This is a genomic window from Ancylobacter dichloromethanicus (assembly GCF_018390645.1).
GTDB classification, from domain to species: Bacteria; Pseudomonadota; Alphaproteobacteria; order Rhizobiales; family Xanthobacteraceae; genus Ancylobacter; species Ancylobacter dichloromethanicus.
On sequence record NZ_JAHBGC010000050.1, the window covers coordinates 46,041 to 64,967 of the forward strand.

General features: G+C 64.6%; 11 protein-coding genes. 7 read left to right on the top strand and 4 right to left on the bottom strand.

All coding sequences use genetic code 11. The annotated features are described in order from the left end of the window. Nucleotides 1-46 precede the first annotated feature (46 nt). The 4 genes from KHC23_RS20975 to KHC23_RS20990 all read right to left on the bottom strand — a co-directional run bounded on the left by KHC23_RS20975 (nucleotide 47) and on the right by KHC23_RS20990 (nucleotide 5,494). On the bottom strand, nucleotides 47-1,159 hold the full coding sequence (locus tag KHC23_RS20975) for an ABC transporter permease (protein ID WP_213375432.1): 1,113 nt from the start codon (nucleotides 1,157-1,159) through the stop codon (nucleotides 47-49). Nucleotides 1,160-1,161: 2 nt separating this feature from the next. Next, the gene (gene rbbA, locus KHC23_RS20980; protein WP_213375477.1) at nucleotides 1,162-3,951 is read right to left on the bottom strand and encodes a ribosome-associated ATPase/putative transporter RbbA; all 2,790 of its coding nucleotides are present in this window, start codon (nucleotides 3,949-3,951) and stop codon (nucleotides 1,162-1,164) included. Then, the gene (locus KHC23_RS20985) at nucleotides 3,948-5,018 is read right to left on the bottom strand and encodes an HlyD family secretion protein (RefSeq protein ID WP_213375433.1); all 1,071 of its coding nucleotides are present in this window, start codon (nucleotides 5,016-5,018) and stop codon (nucleotides 3,948-3,950) included. The genes rbbA and KHC23_RS20985 overlap by 4 nt, the downstream gene beginning before the upstream one ends. Before the next feature lie 143 nt (nucleotides 5,019-5,161). Further along, nucleotides 5,162-5,494 carry a phasin family protein gene (locus tag KHC23_RS20990; RefSeq protein ID WP_213375434.1) on the bottom strand — a complete coding sequence of 111 codons (333 nt, stop codon included), beginning with the start codon at nucleotides 5,492-5,494 and terminating at the stop codon, nucleotides 5,162-5,164. 147 nt (nucleotides 5,495-5,641) lie between these two features. Between KHC23_RS20990 and KHC23_RS20995 the strand changes: the two genes are divergently transcribed. From KHC23_RS20995 to KHC23_RS21025, 7 genes are all read left to right on the top strand, one after another. After that, nucleotides 5,642-6,250, top strand: a complete 609-nt coding sequence (locus tag KHC23_RS20995; RefSeq protein ID WP_213375435.1) for a TetR/AcrR family transcriptional regulator — start codon at nucleotides 5,642-5,644, stop codon at nucleotides 6,248-6,250. After that, entirely contained in the window at nucleotides 6,247-8,037 is a 1,791-nt protein-coding gene (locus tag KHC23_RS21000) for a PHA/PHB synthase family protein (protein WP_213375436.1), read from the top strand. The genes KHC23_RS20995 and KHC23_RS21000 overlap by 4 nt, the downstream gene beginning before the upstream one ends. A gap of 200 nt (nucleotides 8,038-8,237) precedes the next feature. Further along, entirely contained in the window at nucleotides 8,238-9,374 is a 1,137-nt protein-coding gene (gene phaZ, locus KHC23_RS21005) for a polyhydroxyalkanoate depolymerase (protein ID WP_271188701.1), read from the top strand. 145 nt (nucleotides 9,375-9,519) lie between these two features. Next, nucleotides 9,520-11,841 carry an FAD-dependent oxidoreductase gene (locus KHC23_RS21010; RefSeq protein WP_213375438.1) on the top strand — a complete coding sequence of 774 codons (2,322 nt, stop codon included), beginning with the start codon at nucleotides 9,520-9,522 and terminating at the stop codon, nucleotides 11,839-11,841. Between the two features lie 496 nt (nucleotides 11,842-12,337). Further along, nucleotides 12,338-14,173: a sigma-54-dependent Fis family transcriptional regulator gene (locus KHC23_RS21015; protein WP_271188699.1), complete on the top strand. Its 1,836-nt coding sequence runs from the start codon at nucleotides 12,338-12,340 to the stop codon at nucleotides 14,171-14,173. A gap of 186 nt (nucleotides 14,174-14,359) precedes the next feature. Continuing rightward, a complete protein-coding gene (locus tag KHC23_RS21020; RefSeq protein WP_213375440.1) occupies nucleotides 14,360-16,513 on the top strand; it encodes a hydantoinase/oxoprolinase family protein in 2,154 nt (717 codons plus the stop codon). A gap of 41 nt (nucleotides 16,514-16,554) precedes the next feature. Next, nucleotides 16,555-18,888, top strand: coding sequence for a hydantoinase B/oxoprolinase family protein (locus tag KHC23_RS21025; RefSeq protein ID WP_213375441.1), 2,334 nt, complete (start codon nucleotides 16,555-16,557; stop codon nucleotides 18,886-18,888). Nucleotides 18,889-18,927 lie beyond the last annotated feature (39 nt).

Consider the following 18,927-nt stretch of genomic DNA (forward strand, 5'->3'; position numbering starts at 1 on the left):
TTGTGGAGCCGACTTGCTGGAAGAGCGCGAATCCCTCGATCACGTTCTACTTCAGGAATTGTCTGAACCGCCGCAGCGAAAAGAAGAACAGAATCGCCCCGATCGCCAACAGAGCGGCGAGCTGCGGCCAGACGACGTCAAGTCCGGCGCCGCGGAACAAGATGGACTGCGCCAGAATGACGAAGTGCGTGTTGGGCGCCGCCAGCATGATGATCTGGATGATCTCGGGCATGCTTTCGCGCGGGGTCACGCCGCCGGAGAGAACCTGAAGCGGCAGGAGCACCATCATCAGCAACAGGCCGAACTGCGGCATGGTGCCGGCGATGGTGGCGAGGAAGATGCCCATGCAGGTGGTGGCGAAGAGTTGCAGGGCGGCGCCGAACAGGAAGAGGGCGAGCGAGCCTTCGATGGGCACGGCAAGCAAGCCCTGCACGACGACGACGAGCGAAAAGGCGGAAGCGAGAAGGACCACGAGCCCCATCGACCAGATCTTGCTCACCATGATCTCGGTGGGCGTGACGGGCATGACGAGCAGATGCTCGATGGTGCCGTGCTCGCGCTCGCGGATGAGCGCGGCACCGGTCAGGACGATCGACAACATGGTGATGGACGAGATGACATTGGTAATGGCGCCGAACCAGCCTTTGTTCAGTTCCTGATTGAAGCGGGCGCGCAGCGTCAGGTCGACCGGCACGCTTGCCACGCTCCGGTAGCGGTTCAGGAACTCGCTGACCTCGCTGGACACGATCGATTGAACGTATCCGCCGCCGCTAAACGCCTGCGACATCCTTGTGGCGTCGACATTGAGCTGGATAGTCGGCGATTTACCGGCGAGGAGGTCGCGCTGGAAGTTCGGTGGAATGTCGAGCGCGAAGGTATCGAGGCCGGAATCCATCCGGCTGTCCATTTCGTACTGGGTGATGAGTTTCGGGATCGAGAAATAGGGCGGAAAAAACGCCGTGACGATGCGCGACGAAGCGGGGGACTGATCCTCGTCGACGATCGCGATCGCCGCCCGATTGAGCGTCTCCGGCATCGCCTTCGAGGCGGTATAGATCGAGACGGTGAAGGCATAGGCGATCAGCACCAGCAGCATGGGATCGCGGGCGAGGCCGCGCAGTTCCTTGATGCCGAGCTGCAGGATGTTGGCAGTGTGCATGCTCAGCCCGCCTGCTTCTTGAGGAGAATGGCACTGAGGCCGAGCAGCACGGGAACGGCGATGAGCAATGGCACGAACGAGCCCCACAGATCGCTGAAGTCAAGTGCCTTGGAGAAGGTGCCGCGCGAGATCGTCACGAAATAAGTGGTCGGATAAATCCGCCCGATCAGGGCACCGACGCCCTGCAGCGACGAAACCGGGTCGATCATGCCGGAATATTGGACGGCCGGAATGAGGGTGATGAGCGCGGTCCCGAATATGGCCGCGATCTGGCTGTTCATGAAGGTCGAGATGAACAGGCCCATCCCCGTCGTGACGATGACGTAGAGCAGTGCCGCGCAGGTGAAGGCGAGGAAGCTGCCGGTGAACGGCACGCGGAAAATGAAGACCGCGACAGCCGTCAGCATGAAGAAGTTCAGCATGGCGAGCGCGACGTAGGGAAGCTGCTTGCCAATGAGGAATTCGAGGCGCGTCACAGGCGTGACGTAGAAATTGATGATCGATCCGAGCTCCTTCTCGCGCACGACGCTGAGCACGGCGAGCATCGCCGGGATCATCAGGAGCAGCAGCGGAATGACCGCCGGCGCCATCGCCACGAGGCTCTCGACGCCGGGATTGTAGCGGTAGCGGATGGCGAGCTGGAAATCGCCGACGGTCGCCGCGTCGCCGTACAGCTCCCGCGCCTTCTGCGTTAGCCAGCTCTGGTGCATGCCCTGCACATAGCCGCGCACGGTTTCGGCGCGGGTCGGCATGGCGCCATCGATCCAGGCGCCGATCTCCACGTTCCGGCCGCGCGCCACCTCACGGCCGAAGCCGGGGGGAATCTCGATGGCGAGACTCAGCTCTCCGTTGATCATACGCCGGTCCAGGTCGGCATAATCCGTGATCGGCGCCTTCTCGGTGAAGTAACGCGAGCCGGCGATCTGCAGCGCGTAGTCGCGGCTGATTGCCGTGTCGTCACGATCGAGCACAGCGAAGGAAAGGTCTTCGATGTCTATGTTGATGCCGTAGCCGACGACGAACATCAGCATGACCGTGCCGAGAATCGCGAGCGTGGCGCGGATTGGGTCGCGCTGCAGTTCGAGCGCCTCGCGCCGTGTGTAGGCGAGCATGCGCCGCAGGTTGAAGAAACGATCGGTGGATGGAACAGCGGGGGGCGGTGGTGCCGTCCCATCCACCGCCATGCTCTGCACCGGGGTGGGCACAGGCATCTCGCGTCCCGCGCCGATGGCGTCCTCGAGATAGCCGATGAAGGACTCTTCGAGCGTCGCCGCCGCGCGCTTGGCGATGATCGCGGCCGGGGTGTCGCTGACGAGCACCTTGCCGGCATGCATGAGCGAGATGCGGTCGCACAGCTCCGCCTCGTTCATGAAATGGGTGGAGACGAAGATCGTGACCTGGTCCTTGCGGGACAGGTCGGAGAGGATCTGCCAGAAGCCGTCGCGCGCCACCGGATCGACGCCGGAGGTCGGCTCGTCGAGGATCAGCATATCCGGCGCGTGGATCATCGCCACGGCCAGCGACAGGCGCTGGCGGATGCCGAGCGGCAGCGCGTCGGGAAGCGCGTCCATCACCTCGGCGAGATCGAAGCGTTGCGCCATCTCCTCGATCCGGCTCGGAATGGCCGCGGCCGGCATGGCGAACAGGCGGGCATGCAGGTCGAGGTTCTGCCGCACCGTCAGCTCGGTATAGAGCGAGAAGGCCTGGCTCATATAGCCGACGCGGCGGCGCACCTCCATGTCGTCGGGATCGACCTCCTGCCCGAACAGCCGCGCCGTGCCCTCGCTCGCGGCGAGGAGCCCGGTGAGCATCTTCATGGTGGTGGTCTTGCCGCAGCCGTTGGAACCGAGGAAGCCGAAGATCTCGCCGCGCCCGATGCGGAAGCTCACATCGTCCACGGCGGTGAAATCGCCGAACCGCATCGAAAGGTGCTCGGCCTCGATCGCGATCTCCCCGTCAGCCCCGGAAGCGCGGGGCGGGATGACCACCTCCCGGTGCCCGGCGCGGTCCTCTTCCGGCAGCAAAGCGATGAAGGCGGCATCGAGATTGGAAGCACCGGTCTTCGCGAGCAAATCCGCAGGCGTCCCGGTGGCGAGTACCCGGCCGGCATCCATGGCGATCAGCCAGTCGAAACGCGCGGCTTCCTCCATATAGGCGGTGGCGACGATGACGCTCATGCCCGGCCGGCCGGCGCGGATGGACTCGATCAGCTCCCAGAACTGGCGGCGCGACAGGGGATCGACGCCGGTGGTCGGCTCGTCGAGGATGAGCAGGTCGGGATCATGGATCAGGGCGCAGCACAGGCCGAGCTTCTGCTTCATGCCCCCCGACAGCTTGCCCGCCGGGCGATCGGCGAAGGGGGCGAGGCCGGTGCTCTCCAGCAACGCGCCGATCCGGCGCTCCCGCTCGGCCCGGTCCTGTCCGAACAGGCGGCCGAAGAAATCGACATTCTCGAACACCGAAAGGGTCGGGTAGAGGTTCTTGCCGAGCCCTTGCGGCATATAGGCGATGCGCGGGCAGACCTGCCGGCGATGGACGCGATCGGCCATGTCGCCCTCAAGCACCTCGATCCGGCCGTCCTGGATCGCGCGAGCGCCGGCGACCAGGGACAGGAGGCTCGATTTTCCAACCCCGTCCGGGCCGATCAGCCCGACCATGCAGCCCGACGGCATGTCGAGGCTGACGGCGTCGAGGGCACGGGTCTTGCCGTAGGACAGCCCGACGGCCGCGAGCCGGACGACCGGCTTTCCTGACACGGCAGGCGCCGCGATGGTCTCCGGCCCCGGCTTCATTCGACCGGCGCCCTGTTCAGGTCCGCGGGCCATTCGGTCTCAGGATCGAGCCGTACATAGGCCATGCCCGGCAGGCCGGTTTTCACCTGCTGAATGTATTTGCGCAGGAGCTCGGGCGGGATCTGCGCCTTGACGCGAAACGTTAGCTTCTGACGCTCCTCTTCCGTCTCGACGGTCTTGGGCGTGAACTGGGCGACATCGGCGACATAGGTCACCCTGGCGGGAATCACATATTGTGGGGCCGCGTCGAGTACGAGGCGCACATCCGTACCGATCGCCACGCGCCCGGCTTGCGCGGTCGGCAGGAAGAACGTCATGTAGACGTCGCCGAGATCGACGAGGTTGAGAACCCGGCCGCCGGCGGACAGCACCTCGCCGATCTGCGCCACACGATATTGGATCCGCCCATCACGCGGTGAGATCAGCACGCTGTCGTTGATATCGGCGGTGATGCTCTCGATGGCCGCATGCGCCGCATCAACCGCCGCTTCCGCATCCACCACCTGGGCCTTCGCCGCGCTGATCGCCGCCTCGGCGGCGGCGCGCTGCGCGCGGGCCGCGTTGACGTTCGCCGTTGCCGCTTTTTCGTTGGCGAAATCGTCGTCATAGGTTTGCTGCGAGACAGCATTGGTCTTCACGAGCTGCGCCGAGCGGGCGAACTTCCGCTGGGCCGCGTCGAGCTGCGCGTCACGTTGCTCGATCACTGCAACAGCCGCCTCCTTTTCCGCTTCGCGCTGGACGACGAGGCTCCTGGCAGTGTCGATGCTGATGGTCGCCCTGCGCAATTGCGCTTCCGCCTGACGGCGTTGCGCCTCCAGCTGCTCGGTGTCCATGCGGGCGAGGATCTGGCCGGCCGTGACGAAATCCCCTTCGTTGGCGAGGATTTCCTTGATGCGTCCGGCCGTCTTGGCCGAGATATCGATCTCGGTCGCCTCGATCCGGCCGTTGCCGCTGGCGATGCCGGCCGGAAGGCTAGGATTGGCGAAGGTCCTCCAAGCGTAATAGCCGGCGCCCAGCACGACGACAGCAAGAAGAACGACCAACCAGCGCCTCCGGCTTTCCTTCATGTCTCGAATTCTCCCCGGATTGAGCCCGCAAGTATTCATCGCGCACATGGGTTGCCGCGCGCACGAGAGCTATCCGCAACGAAGGTCTTACTGGAAAATCGGGTTCGTCCGCCGCCAGGGCAGCGGACGAGGCGGCTCAGATATTATTTGCCCGGCACACCCGCTGCGATGCTGGTGCGGATGCCGTCGAATATCTTCGTTCCGTCCTCCAGCAGATGCGACACCGACTGTTGCGCAAACGCGGCATTCAGCTTCAACGCTTCAGCGGGATCAGTGCACTGGGAGACCTGTCTCAGGTAAGTTGCCTGATCCTGCAGCCTGTCTGCGGCAAGGCCCAGAACCTTCCCCCATCCGTCGGCGTAAATCCTTGCTGGCGCGTCGCTCCAGAGTTTTGCCCAGTCTGTATTGCCCAGAGACGCGAATAGGGGATTGGATGCGGCCGTTTGGCTTTTCGGCACTGTCGTTTCGGTCGCCATGACAAGGTAATCCTTTCAAGAAAAGTGGTTGACACCATTATTCTATTATCAAGGCGCCGGTCGTCATTGATTTAGCGCAACGCGCGTTGACCAAAATTATGATACCGGTAGGCATTTCATAAACGCAAACGAAATCTGGAGTTCCCTATGGCCCGATCCACCGCCCGCGCCGCAGCAGCCAAGCGCGAGCAAATCCTCGAGGCGGCGATCCTGCGGTTCGCGCGGCAGTCCTATGAGGACACATCGCTCAGGGCGATCGCCGCCGATGTCGGTGTCGACGTCGCGCACGTGCACAGGTCCTTCGGCTCGAAGGAACTGCTCTTCGCCGAGGCTATCCGGGCAACGACACGCCCGGAACGTTTCCTTGGGATCTCGCCGGGCCTCCTTGCCGCCACGCTCTCGACCGAGCTCCTCTCGCACAAGGCACCACGCGACGACGACGAGGTGGGGGCGTTCGATATCGTCATGCGCTCGCTGAGCAGCCGTGAAGCCTCCAGGATCCTGCACGACAGCGCTCTGGCCGATTTCATCGAGCCGATTTCAAAGATGACCTATCCGTCCTCCGCGCGGCGCGCCGCGTTGATCGCCGCCGTGCTCCTGGGAATCGGTGCCGTCAGGGAGGTCCTCACGATCGAGCCGCTGCTTGATACCGAGGACGGAGAGGTCCAGCAGCTCACCGTCCAACTCCTCAACGTTCTGATCGGCGACCGTCCCTATGATGTGGCCGCGCGCGCGGCTGAAGGAGACGACCGATGACGGCAGCAGCCTCCGCCGCCAAGCCTTCGACGGCGGTTGTCGCGGCAGGCGAAGAGAGCGTCGGCACCGAAGGGTTTCGTGCCATCGACCGCATGAGTGACGTGTTCGTCGCCCAGGCCACGGCTGGCTTTTCCCCGGCCTCCCTCGCGCTCGCCTTTTTTGACTGGTCAATTCATCTGGCGGCGGCCCCGGGCAAGCGCGCTGAGCTCGTCAACAAGGCGGAGCGCAAGACAAGCCGCCTTCTGGGCTACCTCGCCGCGGCCAGCACCCATTCCGATACGCCGCCGTGCATCGAGCCGCTGCCCGGGGACTATCGGTTTGCGGCGGAGGGCTGGAAGAAACAGCCCTACGCCGCCTTCGCCCAGGCGTTCCTGCTCAATCAGCAATGGTGGCACAACGTGACCCATGAGGTGCCCGGCGTCACACCGCACCACGAGCACGTCATCTCCTTCCTCGCCCGCCAGCTGCTCGACATGTTCTCACCCTCGAACAATCCGCTCACCAATCCCGAGGTCGTAACCAAGGCCGTCGAGACCGGCGGTGCGAACTTCATCCAGGGCTGGCGCAACTTCGTCGAGGATGCCACGCGTACCGCCACCAATCAGCCGCCGGTCGGAACCGACGGCTTCATTCCCGGCAAGGATGTTGCCGTCACGCCCGGCAAAGTGGTCTACCGCAATCACCTGATCGAGCTGATCCAATACGCCCCGACGACCGACAAGGCTCGGGCGGAGCCGGTCCTGATCATCCCGGCCTGGATCATGAAGTACTACATTCTCGATCTGTCCCCGGAGAATTCGCTCGTTCGCTATCTGGTCGAGCAGGGACACACGGTCTTCTGCGTCTCCTGGCGCAATCCGGACGCCGCCGATCGCGACCTCACCATGGACGACTACCGGCGCATGGGCGTGATGGCCGCCCTCGACGCAGTCGGCGAGATCGTTCCCGATCGGAAGATCCACGCCACCGGTTACTGCCTCGGCGGCACGCTGCTGGCGATCGCCGCCGCGGCCATGGGACGGGCCGGCGACGACCGGCTCGCTTCCGTCACCCTGTTCGCCGCCCAGATCGATTTCACCGAGCCCGGCGAACTCGCCCTCTTCATCGACCACAGCGAGATGCATTTCCTCGATAGCGTGATGTGGAACCGGGGCTATCTCTCCTCCGACCAGATGGCCGGCGCCTTCCAGCTTCTTCGCACCAACGATCTCGTCTGGTCGCGTCATGTCCGCGAATATCTCATGGGCGAGCGCCCGCCCATGATCGACCTCATGGCATGGAACGCGGATTCCACCCGCATGCCCTACCGGATGCACTCCGAATATCTGCGCCGCCTCTATCTCGACAACGAGCTGGCGGCCGGCCGCTTCATGGTCGACGGCCGCCCTGTGGCGCCGCAGAATATTCGCGTCCCCATGTTCGTCGTCGGTACCGAGCGCGACCATGTCGCGCCGTGGCGGTCCGTCTACAAGGTCCACCAGCTCACGGACACCGACGTCACCTTCGTCCTGACGAGCGGCGGCCACAATGCCGGCATCGTCAGCGAGCCCGGCCATCCCCGGCGCCGCTTCCGTGTGGCCACGAAGCACGTTGCCGACCTCGATCTCGGTCCGGAGGAATGGCTCCTCGCGGCGAAACAGAAGGACGGCTCCTGGTGGATCGAGTGGACGCAGTGGCTCGGTGCCCGTTCCTCATCGGAACCCATACCGCACCCCGGCATGGGCGCTCCGGACAAAGGCTATCCGCCGATCGAGGACGCGCCGGGCACCTACGTTTTGCAGCGATGAGGGTGTGATGACCTGGGATTTCCTCACCAATCACGCCTTCAATGCGCTGCAGCCCCGGAGGCACAGCCTCTCTGGTGCTGATCGCCGCACGCAACGACGTCGACTTGTTCGCCGCAGCCTCGGGGGACGTGAAGCTGGTGCATCACGTATTCAGGCAACTGTGAAAGGATGTGAGATTGATCTTTACGGGGCAGCTTCCAGTGCCGCATAAAAAGCACTCTGCGGAAGAGGAACAAGCCCCACGCTCGGGTCGCCCTCGAGCGCACATCAGTGGTCTCACAACACAAAACGACTTACCGCTCGGTCCAAGGATTGGTATCGAACATATAGTGATCGACGGGAGGTTGGTGAGCGTTCGAGAACTAAGCGTAGTCGAAAAATCATTTGGCCGCCTTCTGCATTTCGAGGCCGATCTGACCGGACAAAGGCCCCCGATTCTCCTCGTGGCGCCTCTCTCCGGCATGAGGGCAGAAATTCTCTACGACATGATCCTTGGACTACTGCCCTGGCACGACGTCTATTGTCTCGCCTGGAAAGACGCCGCTGACGTTCCCGCCGGAGACGGTCCGTTCCGCCTCGAAGACAACATCACCTATGTCGTCGAGACGATCCGGTATCTCGGGGCTGGAACCCATGTGATCGGACTTTGCCAGTCCGCCTTGCCCGCGCTGGCGGCGGCGGCGATCCTCTCGGAGGATCTGGGGCGGCCCGCGACGCTGACGCTCCTGGGCGGCAAGCTCGACACGCGCATCAACCCGACCCGGGTCGATCTCCTGACACGCAGCCTGCCTCCGGCGTGGTTCGAGAATTGTGCCATCTCCACCGTTCCCGCCTCCCGGCGAGGGCACGGCCGGCGTGTCTATCCGGGTAGCACCGAGTTGATGATGCTTTCGACCTATCTGTTCCGTCATTGCGCGAGCGGTGGCGAACTTCTCGCCAAGATCTTTCAGGACGACGGCAGCGATGCCGTGGGCCACCCTTTCCTCAGGCTTTTCTGCCAGACCTACGATGTGCCGGCGGAATTCTTCCTCGACACGGTCGCCCTGGTGTTCCAGCAGTCTGCCTTGGCAGAAGGCCACCTGGCGTGGCAGGGCACGACAATCACCCCTGAACGCATCACCGGGACCGCGCTGCTGACCATCGAAGGCGAGGCTGACGATATTTCAGGTCCAGGCCAAACGCGGATAGCCCATGATCTCTGTGAGGGGATACCCGCCGAACGGCGTGGCCATTTGCTCTGCCCGCACACTGGTCATGTCGGGCTGTTCTTCGGCTCCCGCTGGCGGCAGGAGGTTCTTCCGCATATCAGCCGCTTCATTCGGGAGAATGGAAATTGAGCCCTTCGGCCGCACGTATCCTGCGCGGGATTCCGGTCCCGCCGCCCGGGGAGAAATATGCCTTCCGGCCCGGGAGGGCCGCTCCCGGCGCTTATCTCGCTCAGGCGCGGCCCAGCCCTATATTGCGTACAGGACCCACGTCATAATGCCCGGGTTCGAGCCCGGCCAAGGGGTGGCGACGGACGCGGCTCCGTCCGGCAGCAACGCGCACTCCCCGCCGCGACATATCGATTTCCTGCTGGTCGGAGGCGGCGTCGCCAGCGCCGTCGCGGCCGAGACGCTGCGAGCGGAAGGAGCGGCCGGTTCGATTCTGATCCTGTCGCAGGAAGATCTGCCGCCCTATCACCGGCCGCCTCTGTCCAAGCAGATGCTGCTCGATGCCGGCAGCGAGCGGCAGATCTTCGTTCACCCCGAAAGCTTCTATCGCCAGAAGGCGATCGATCTGGAACTCAGTGTCCGGGTGGCATCCGTCGATCCGGAAAGCCACACGATAACGACCGCAACGGGCGAACGGATTCACTATGGTCGGCTCCTGATCGCCACCGGCGCGACACCGAAGCCTCTTCCCGTTCCCGGCGCGGACCTCGCCGGAATCCATACCCTGCGGCAGAAAGGCGACGCCGAGACGGTTCGTCGGGCGGCCGTCCAGGCCAGGCGTGCCGTGGTGCTCGGCGGCAGCTTTCTGGGGATGGAAATCGCCATGTCGCTCGTCGAGCGCGGCCTCGACGTCACCATCATCGAATTCGGCGCACGGCTTCTTCCCCATCTCGAATCCGCCGACCTCTCCGCTCACTTCCAACGCTATGTCGAAAGTCGTGGAGTCTCGGTGCTGCTGAACGACACAGCAGCGGCGTTCCGCGGCCAGGACCATCTTCGGGAACTCGAAACGACATCGGGGCATCGGATATCCTGCGAGCTCGCCATCGTCAGCATCGGCGTCGTGCCGGCCACGGAGTTTCTGCGCGGCAGCAACATCGCCCTCGAGGATGGACGCGTCGTGGTGGACGCGCTGCTCAGGACGAACGTGCCGGATGTCTTCGCGGCCGGCGATGTCACCACGTTCTATGATCCCGTCTTCGCGCGGCGCCGCCACATCGAACATTGGGACAATGCGGTGAAGCAGGGCCGTCTCGCCGCCAGGAACATGATGGGGCGCCGGCTGCCCTATGACGAGGTCTCCTATTTCTTCTGCCAGATCGGCGAGATTGCTTTCAACATGCTCGGCTGGCCGGCGGAGGCGGAAGAACGGATCGGTCGCGGCGCGATCGAGGACCGATCCTTCGCGCTGTTCTATCTCAGGGGCGACGTGCCGCGTGCGCTGTTCTCGATAGACAGGCCTGTCGACGAAACCCGGCTCGCCGAAAGCTGGATCCGCTATCGGATGAACCTGGGCGCGATCAAGGACCGGCTGAATGACCCCGCCTTTCCCCTCGACCGAGTTCCCGCGCAGACGGCGCTGGTTCTTCAGGGCGGGGGTGCGCGCGGCGCCTTCGAGTGCGGCGTCGTCAAGGCGCTCGAGGAGGAGCAGATTTTCCCGGACGTCGTCGCCGGCGTTTCGATCGGTGCGTTCAACGGCGCGATCATCGCCAGCCACCCTCGCCACGCGGCGCCGGCGCTTGAAGCATTCTGGGCCGAACTGGCCGTCGCGACCGCGGACTTGCCGTTCGCCTGCGGTGAGGGAATGGCCGCGGCATTGCAGATCCTGACATTCGGGGTGCCGCGCTTTTTCCGACCCCGCTGGATGCAGCCGTTCCATTCACTCACCGAATTCCCGATAAACTGGACGAGCTATTACGACACCGCGCCGGTGAGGGAGCTTCTTGCGAGATACGTGGATTTCGCGGCTCTCAAGACTAGCCCGGTGCGACTGCTTCTCAGCGCTGTCAATGTCACCACGGCGGAGCTTGAAGTCTTTGACAGCTATGTCGACGATCTCACTCCCGAGCATGTGCTGGCGAGCGGCAGCCTGCCGCCGGGGTTCCCCTGGACGGTCGTCGACGGCAAGGCCTATTGGGACGGCGGCATCGTCAGCAACTCGCCGATCGATCTTGTCATCGATCGCTGCGGTCCGGACGGGAAGCGCGTTTTCATCGTCGACCTGTTCTCGGGCACAAGTCCGCTTCCAACCAACATGATGGAGGTGCTGCTCCGGCGCGACGAGATCGTCTATTCCGAACGGATCAGAAGCGACCTGCGCCATCGCGAAACGATCGGCGCATACCGCAAGCTCATCGATCACCTTCTCACCCATCTCGCGCCGGCTGAGATCGCGAGGATCAAACACTTGCCAGCGTATATTCAGCTCATGGGCGACGGAGCTGCGACGACCATCACGCGGTTCGTGCGGCAAGGACGAGACCGGGAGCCTGCTTCCCTCGACTATGATTTTTCGTACAAGTCCATTCAGGCGCATCAAGCGGAAGGTTACGCGGTCGCCAGGAGGGTCATTCGCGGTGGCTCACCTTGAGGGCTCTTTGGACGAGTTTCCGACGCCCCTTCATTGTCACGATGATTCAGAAGCCTCGATACCCAGCCCCAGCCCCGGACGAAGCGCTGGGCGGCGCGCGCACTTCCAATCCGCGCCGGGTCTGGGACTGCGCTCGAGCCACCGACCGGGATCGTGACTTGCACGCGACGGGCATGCGTGCCTATCGTCAAACTTAGAGGGGCCAAAGAAGCCCCCGTTGCAGGAAACGCCAGCAGAGGCCTTACGGTCGGAAGAGTCGAAGCCTCGATCCGTTCCATCATGGACGCCGGCTCGGAGTTTGGCTCGATCCCCCGCCTCTGCGGCATCGGGAGGCGCGAAGCCGACAAGGCACGCATCGTCTCCCTAAGGCAAGGGATGCGAGTTGGAGCAGCACGCGATCCGCACGGCCTGGGAAGCTTTTGTCACCGGCGGCAGCAGGCCGCCGGACCTTCCTCTCGCTCTCCTCGCATCCTGGAAACGCTCACAGGCCCTGGGCGTGGGCGCGCGCGTCACGGAAGCCCCGCTCGCCGATACGCCCGAAATCTTCCGGCAGCGCTCGCAGAATGCCGACATCCTGGTCGCGGCGCGGCCCGCGCTCGAACGCGCGGGCCACTTTCTGGCCGAGGCTTCGTCCATGATGATCCTGGCCGATGCCAGCGGCTTCATCATCGAGACGGCCGGCGATCCCCGTGTCGTCGACAAGGGGCGGCGCAACCATCTCGAAACCGGCGGGCGCTGGGATGAGGGCGTCATCGGCACCAACGCGATCGGGACGGCGCTCGCCGATGGGCGTCCCACGCAGATCCGCGGCGCGGAGCATTTCTGCGAGGATGTCCAGCGCTGGACCTGCGCCGCGACCCCGGTGCGTCATCCGCTCGACGGCGCCCTGCTGGGTGTCGTCGACATCTCCGGACCTGTCACCGCCTTCAATTCGCAGAGCCTCGCCTTCGCCGTGACGATCGGCCAGGAGATCGAAACCACGCTCGGCCGAGCCGCCAAGATCGAGCACGAGGCCCTGCTGCGCAGTTTCGTCTCTAAGCGCTCGATCTGGCTCAGCGAGGAGATGCTGGTCGTCGATCGGCGCGGCTTCGTCGTGCACGCGGCCGAGAGTGCTCGCCGCAGGCTCGACTTCGCGACCCCGGACGATTTCAGCCGTGAGATGAAGCGGATGATCGACGCAGCCGCACCGGCGGAGCGCTGGGAGCAGAATTGCCGCGCCCGCTTCCCGAACGCCAGCCTGGAGGTTGTGCGGCATGAAGGGCAGGCGATCGGCTGCATCATCGTGATGCACCAGGCGCGTCGCGCTCGGGCCGCGCCAATCACCGCGAAGTCGAATGGGGAAGCGACGATCACCTTCGAGCAGATCGTGGGAGAATGCGCGCCCATGCGGGAGGCTCGAGAACGGGCGCGCAAACTGGCGGCGAACGCGCTGCCGGTGCTAATCGAGGGCGAAACCGGGGTCGGCAAGGAATTGTTCGCGCGCGCGATCAAGCAGGCCGGGCCGGCGGCGAGCGGACCGTTCGTGCCGCTGAATTGCGGCGGCATGCCGCGCGACCTGATCGCCAGCGAGTTGTTCGGCTATGCCAAGGGGGCTTTCACCGGCGCCGACGAGCGTGGCCGGCCCGGCAAGATCGAGGCGGCCGATGGCGGCGTGCTCTGCCTCGACGAGATCGGCGAGATGCCGCTCGACCTGCAATCCTATCTGCTGCGCGTGCTGGAGGACGGCGTCGTCTATCGCATCGGCGAGCATGAGGGGCGCCGGGTCGACATCCGTATCCTGTCCATGACCAACCGCGATCTGATGGCGGAGGTCGAGGCCGGCCGCTTCCGGCGGGACCTCTATTATCGCATCGCTGCAACGCGCCTGCGCATCCCGCCTCTGCGCGAGCGGGGCGAGGACATTGTCGCCCTGGCCTGGGGCTTCGCAACGGCGGCAGCGGCCCGGCTGGGCAAGGCGGTCCCGGATTTTGCACCCGATATGCTCGAGCGGCTGCGGGCGCATCACTGGTCGGGCAACGTCCGGGAATTGCGCAATGTCGTCGACGCCATGGTCGCTCTGGCCGAATCCGACCGGCTCGGCTGGGAGGATCTGCCTCCTGAGCTGAGCGAGGCGCCGGCGCCCAGGGAAATATTCGCGGCTGCGGCCAAGCTGTCCCCCGCTCCGCTCGCTTCAAAAGCCGATCTCAGGGCAGCCGAACGCACGACGATTCTCTCGCAAGTCGAAGCCTGCACCGGCAATCTGACGGAAGCCGCTCGACGCCTCGGCATCGCCCGCTCGACGCTCTATCTGAAGCTGGCGGAATATCGCATCGAGCCGTCCGCCGGACACTGAGGTTTCGTCCGTTCATCGAACGAACCGTCCGACGATCGGACGGTTGCGGACGCGAAAAGACTTATTCGCGCCTGCGGTAAGTTTCTGAAAAGTTAAACCTCCTGTTGCCGGCCTCAATTGGCACGGGTCCTGCGCTTCCTCTTTTGTCCGGCTCGTCAGAAGCCGGCCTCAAGCTGGAGGACGCCTGTGAACATCCACGCCCCAAACAGTAGAAGCGTGCAAGTGCTCGGCATCGATGCCGGCGGCACCATGACGGATACGTTTTTCGTCGATTCCGACGGCGATTTCGTCGTCGGCAAAGCGCAAAGCACCCCGGAAAACGAAGCGTTGGCTCTGATCGCCTCAAGCGAGGACGGCCTGGGCGCCTGGGGCCTCTCGCTCGGCGACGGCCTGAAGGGTCTTCAGACCGGCGTCTATTCCGGCACCGCGATGCTGAACCGCGTGGTCCAGCGCAAGGGCCTGAAATGCGGCCTCATCGTCAACAGCGGCATGGAAGACTTCCACCGCATGGGCCGGGCGATCCAGTGCTATCTCGGCTACGCCTATGAGGACCGCATCCACCTCAACACCCACCGCTACGACCCGCCGCTGGTGCCGCGCAACCTGACGCGCGGCGTGGTCGAGCGGATCGACATGTTCGGCACGGTGGTCATCCCGCTGCGCGAGGAGAGCGCCCGCCAGGCGGCGCGTGATCTGATCGCCGCCGATGTCGAGGGCGTCGTCATCAGCCTGCTGCATTCCTACAAGAACGCCGATCATGAGCGCCGGGTGCGCGACATCGTGACGGAAGAGATCGCGAAGAGCGGCAAGGCGATCCCGGTCTTCGCCTCGGCGGACTATTATCCGGTGCGCAAGGAGACCCACCGCACCAACACCACCATCCTGGAAGGCTATGCGGCCGAGCCGTCGCGCCAGACGCTGAAGAAGATCTCCGACGCCTTCAAGGAGCACGGCACCAAGTTCGACTTCCGCGTCATGGCGACCCATGGCGGCACCATCTCCTGGAAGGCCAAGGAACTCGCCCGCACCATCGTCTCCGGCCCGATCGGCGGCGTCATCGGTGCCAAATATCTCGGCGAGGTGCTGGGCTATGGCAACATCGCCTGCTCGGATATCGGCGGCACATCCTTCGACGTGGCGCTGATCACCCAGGGCGAGCTGACCATCAAGAACGACCCGGACATGGCCCGGCTCGTGCTGTCGCTGCCGCTGGTGGCGATGGATTCGGTCGGCGCCGGGGCCGGCTCCTTCATCCGCCTCGACCCCTACACCAAGGCGATCAAGCTCGGACCGGATTCGGCCGGCTACCGCGTCGGCGTGTGCTGGAAGGAGAGCGGCATCGAGACGGTGACGATTTCCGACTGCCACATGGTGCTCGGCTATCTGAACCCGGACAACTTCCTCGGCGGCGCGGTCAAGCTCGACCGACAGCGCTCGGTGGATGCCATCAAGGCGCAGGTCGCCGACCCGCTCGGCCTGTCGGTCGAGGACGCCGCGGCCGGCGTCATCGAGCTGCTCGACTCCGACCTGCGCGACTATCTGCGCTCAATGATCTCGGCCAAGGGTTACTCGCCGCAGAGCTTCGTCTGCTTCTCCTATGGCGGCGCGGGGCCGGTCCACACCTATGGCTACACCGAGGGGCTCGGCTTCGAGGACGTGATCGTTCCCGCCTGGGCGGCGGGCTTCTCGGCCTTCGGCTGCGCGGCTGCGGATTTCGAATACCGCTACGACAAGTCGCTCGACATCAACCTCGCGCCCGACGCGCCGGCCGGCCAGCAGGAGCAGGCGTCAAAGACGCTCCAGTCGGCCTGGGACGAGCTGACCCGCAACGTGCTCGAGGAGTTCAAGCTGAACGGCTACGACGCCGATCAGGTCACGCTGCAGCCCGGCTATCGCATGCAGTATCGCGGCCAGCTCAACGATCTGGAGATCGAATCGCCGCTGCCTTCCGCCGATACGGCGGACGACTGGGGGCAATTGGTGGATGCCTTCAACACCACCTACGGGCGGGTCTATGCCGCCTCGGCCCGCTCGCCCGAGCTCGGCTATTCGGTGACCGGCGCGATCATGCGCGGCTCCGTGCCGATCCAGAAGCCGAAGATCCCCAAGGAGCCCCTCGAAGGCGAGACCCCGCCGGAAGAGGCCAAGCTCGGCACGCGCAAATTCTACCGCAAGAAGCGCTGGGTCGATGCGCAGCTCTACCGGATGGAGTCCCTGCGCCCGGGCAACCGCGTCGCTGGCCCCGCCATCATCGAATCCGACGCGACCACCTTCGTCGTCCCGGACGGCTTCGAGACCTTCCTCGACGGGCATCGCCTCTTCCACCTGAAGGAAGTCTAAGCGCGGCCCCTCCCATAACAACGAACTGAGGAAACAGAGCCATGAACGTCAATGTTCGATCCGAGGACATCGAGGGCGCGACGCGCGGCATCGTGCGCGGCGGCGAGACCTTGAAGGAGCACCGCGACCGCCTGATGGAGGCGACGAAGCGGACGAAGCACTATGCCGGCCTTAAGACGATGGAGCTGCGCGACAGCCAGCCCATCCAGTACAACAAGCTGTTCTCGCGGCTTCGCGCCGGCGTGGTCGACGCTCGCGAGACCGCCAAGAAGATCGCCGCCTCGCCGATCGTCGAGCAGGAGGGCGAGCTCTGCTTCACCCTCTACAACGCGGCGGGCGACAGCATCCTCACCTCCACCGGCATCATCATCCACGTCGGCACGATGGGCGCGGCGATCAAATACATGATCGAGAACGGCTGGGAGTCCAATCCCGGCGTCCGCGACAAGGACATCTTCTGCAACAACGACTGCCTGATCGGCAACGTCCACCCCTGCGACATCCATACCATCGTGCCGATCTTCTGGGAGGGCGAGCTGATCGGCTGGGTCGGCGGCGTCACCCACGTCATCGACACCGGCTCGGTGGGCCCGGGCTCCATGTCCACCGGCCAGGTGCAGCGTTTCGGCGACGGCTATCAGATCACCTGCCGCAGGGTCGGCGAGAACGACACGCTGTTCCGCGACTGGCTGCATGAGAGCCAGCGCATGGTGCGCACCACGCGCTATTGGATGCTGGACGAGCGCACCCGCATCGCCGGCTGCCACATGATCCGCAAGCTGGTCGAGGAGGTGATCGCCGAGGAGGGCATCGAGAACTACTGGAAATTCGCCTATGAGGCGGTCGAGCACGGCCGTGTCGGCCTTCAGAACCGCATCAAGGCGATGACCATTCCCGGCACCTACCGGCAGGTCGGCTTCGTCGACGTGCCCTATGCCCATGACGACGTGCGCGTCCCGTCGGACTTCGCCAAGCTCGACACCATCATGCACGCACCCTCCGAGATCACGATCCGGGGCGACGGGACGTGGCGGCTCGACTTCGAGGGATCGAGCCGCTGGGGCTGGCACACCTACAACGCCCATCAGGTCAGCTTCACCTCGGGCATCTGGGTGATGATGACGCAGACGCTGATCCCCTCCGAGATGATCAATGACGGGGCGGCCTACGGCACCGAGTTCCGCCTGCCCAAGGGCACCTGGATGAACCCGGACGACCGCCGCGTCGCCTTCTCCTATTCCTGGCACTTCCTGGTCTCGGCCTGGACGGCGCTTTGGCGCGGGCTGTCACGCTCCTATTACGGGCGCGGCTATCTGGAGGAGGTCAACGCCGGCAACGCCAACACCTCGAACTGGCTCCAGGGCGGTGGCTTTAACCAGTATGACGAGATTCACGCCGTCAACTCGTTCGAATGCGCCGCCAACGGCACCGGCGCCACCGCCGTCCATGACGGCCTGTCGCACGCCGCCGCCATCTGGAATCCGGAAGGCGACATGGGCGACATGGAGATCTGGGAGCTGGCCGAGCCGCTCGTCTATCTCGGCCGCCAGATCAAGGCCTCCTCGGGCGGCGCCGGCAAGTACCGCGGCGGCTGCGGCTTCGAGAGCCTGCGCATGGTCTGGAACGCCAAGGACTGGACCATGTTCTTCATGGGCAACGGCCACATGTCCTCGGATTGGGGGCTGATGGGCGGCTATCCGGCAGCCTCGGGCTACCGCTTCGCCGCCCACCAGACCGGGCTGAAGGAATTGATCGCCAGCGGAGCGCCGATCCCGCTCGGCGGCGACACCGACCCCGAGAACCCGGTCTGGGACGGCCTCATCAAGGATGCCGTGATCAAGCGCGACAAGCAGGCGATCACGACGGAGGAGATGTTCGCCGACTACGATCTCTATCTCAACTATATGCGCGGCGGACCCGGCTTCGGCGATCCGATCGACCGCGAACCCCAAAGCGTGGTCGACGATCTCAATGGCGGCTACCTGATCGAGCGCTTCGCCTCCCAGGTCTACGGCGTGGTGGTGACGAAAGCCGCCGACGGCGCCTTCGCGCTGGACGGCGCGGCGACGGATGCGCGGCGCAAGGCCGTCCGCAAGGAGCGGATCGCCCAGTCCGTGCCGACCCGCGACTGGATGAAGGGCGAGCGGCAGAAGATCTTGGCCAAGGAGGGGGCGGGCGACCACGTCAAGCAGATGTTCGCTTCGTCCTTCAAGCTCGGCCCGAAATTCCTCTCCGACTTCAAGTCGTTCTGGGACCTTCCCGAAGACTGGAAGCTGCTGGAGGAGGAGATCGGCATCCCCCATTACGGCTCGCATTACCACATGGACGTGTCGGAGCTGCCGGACGTCAAGACTGTCCAGTTCGTCGAGGAATGAGCCGCAGGCGGGCACAGGCCGGGCGCCTGTGCCCCGACG

Bases quoted from the DNA above. Each gene is read 5' to 3' on its own strand.
- KHC23_RS21000 (WP_213375436.1), top strand. From the start codon at position 6,247: ATGACGGCAGCAGCCTCCGCCGCCAAGCCTTCGACGGCGGTTGTCGCG.
- KHC23_RS20985 (WP_213375433.1), bottom strand. From the start codon at position 5,018: ATGAAGGAAAGCCGGAGGCGCTGGTTGGTCGTTCTTCTTGCTGTCGTC.
- KHC23_RS20975 (WP_213375432.1), bottom strand. From the start codon at position 1,159: ATGCACACTGCCAACATCCTGCAGCTCGGCATCAAGGAACTGCGCGGC.
- KHC23_RS20995 (WP_213375435.1), top strand. From the start codon at position 5,642: ATGGCCCGATCCACCGCCCGCGCCGCAGCAGCCAAGCGCGAGCAAATC.
- KHC23_RS21025 (WP_213375441.1), top strand. From the start codon at position 16,555: ATGAACGTCAATGTTCGATCCGAGGACATCGAGGGCGCGACGCGCGGC.
- KHC23_RS21010 (WP_213375438.1), top strand. From the start codon at position 9,520: ATGCCCGGGTTCGAGCCCGGCCAAGGGGTGGCGACGGACGCGGCTCCG.
- KHC23_RS20990 (WP_213375434.1), bottom strand. From the start codon at position 5,494: ATGGCGACCGAAACGACAGTGCCGAAAAGCCAAACGGCCGCATCCAAT.
- rbbA (WP_213375477.1), bottom strand. From the start codon at position 3,951: ATGAAGCCGGGGCCGGAGACCATCGCGGCGCCTGCCGTGTCAGGAAAG.